Origin of the sequence: Pedobacter suwonensis (assembly GCF_900111825.1) — a bacterium.
Lineage (GTDB): Bacteria > Bacteroidota > Bacteroidia > Sphingobacteriales > Sphingobacteriaceae > Pedobacter > Pedobacter suwonensis.
In genome coordinates this window covers 1-1,589 of sequence record NZ_FOJM01000039.1, presented here as the reverse complement: position 1 = coordinate 1,589, position 1,589 = coordinate 1, and the positions used below count along the sequence as shown (strand labels likewise).

Genomic DNA, 1,589 nt, shown 5'->3' with positions numbered 1-1,589 from the left:
CGCCGATCGAAGTTTGACCTGTCGCTTTCTGCCGGAGAGTATTCCGGCGGGCTTCAGCTGAGTTTCAGCTATTCCGCAGAACTGTTCAGCGGGGAAACGGTTTCGCGTTTTGCGGCTTACTTTAAGCATATTGTGGATCAGGTTGTCTCTGATCCCGGTGTGCTGCTGGGTGATATCAGTCTTTTGGATGCGGGAGAGCGGTCGGGCTTACTGGAGCTGGGCAAGGGCCCTGTGGCGGATTACGGTGTGGACCGGACGGTTCTGTCGCTTTTTGCGGAGCAGGTCCTTCGGAATCCTTCTGCCCTGGCCATCGTTTTTGAAGACCAGGTGCTGAGCTACCGTGAACTGGATGGATTATCAAATCAAATTGCCCATTACCTCAAGGCAAGGGCAGTTGGTAAAGGTGACCTGGCCGGTGTAAAACTGGAGCGGGGCAGCTGGCTGGTCATCGCCCAGCTGGCTGTGCTGAAGATGGGTGCGGTTTATGTGTCGATAGATCCCGGCTATCCTGATGGCAGGATAGATTTTATAAAGGAAGACAGTAAGTGCAAACTGATCATTGATGCTGCTTTTATTTCCGGTTTCCAGGTGCAGCGGGAGGCTTATGCGAATACCGGCACCGGTGTGCCGGTGGCGGGGAATGATGCTGCCTATGTTATTTATACCTCCGGAAGTACTGGTAAACCCAAAGGGGTTCTGGTTAAGCATGAGAGTTTAAGCAACCTGTGTTTGTGGCATCAGGGTTATTATGGTGTTTCCCAAAGCAGCCGGGGGACCTTATATTCGAGTGTAGGTTTTGATGCTTCAGTCTGGGAAATATATCCCTATCTCACCAGCGGGGCCTGCCTTTACCCAATTTTAAGGGATGAGGTAAGGTATAACGTCTATGAGTTGCAGAAGTTTTTTTTGGAACACGGGATTACACATGCTTATTTACCGAGTATTATCTGTCATGAGCTGGTTAAAAACGATATACCGCTGGATGATACCCTGATTTTAACAGGGGGGGATGTTTTAAAACTGAAGGGGTATAACCGGTTAAAAATATACAATAATTACGGCCCTACAGAGAACACAGTGGTGACTACGGTAGCTGATTTAAGTGACTATAAAGGTGGGGTTATTTCCATCGGTCGCCCGATAGCGGGCAGCCGTGTTTATGTGGTTGACGGTTATGGAGGATTGAGCCCTATGGGTGTTGCGGGTGAGCTTTGTGTTTCGGGTTTGGGGCTGGCGCAGGGTTATGTGGGCAATGATGCTTTAACCCGAGAGAAGTTTGTGGCGAATCCTTTCGAAGAAAACAGCCTGATGTACCGTACCGGTGACCTTGTTCGCTGGGGACCGGGCGGCAACCTGGAGTTTCTGGGCCGGGTTGATGACCAGGTAAAGATCCGCGGTTACCGGATCGAGCCCGGTGAGATCGAGGTGGTGATGGGTGGCCTGGAGGGTGTTGGCCAGGTGCTGGTTGTGGCAAGGGGTGATGGCGGGGAGAAGGCCCTTGTGGCTTATTATACCACCCAGAGCGGAGCGGCCGTTCCGGATTTAAAGGAGCGTGCGCAGGAGCTGCTTCCCGATTACATGCTTCCCTC

Annotated in this window: 1 protein-coding gene; it reads left to right on the top strand. The window is 51.8% G+C overall.

Annotated features, from left to right (window positions below):
• A partial coding sequence (locus BM107_RS24440) for a non-ribosomal peptide synthetase (protein ID WP_139222344.1) occupies positions 1-1,589 on the top strand: 1,589 nt, incomplete at both ends.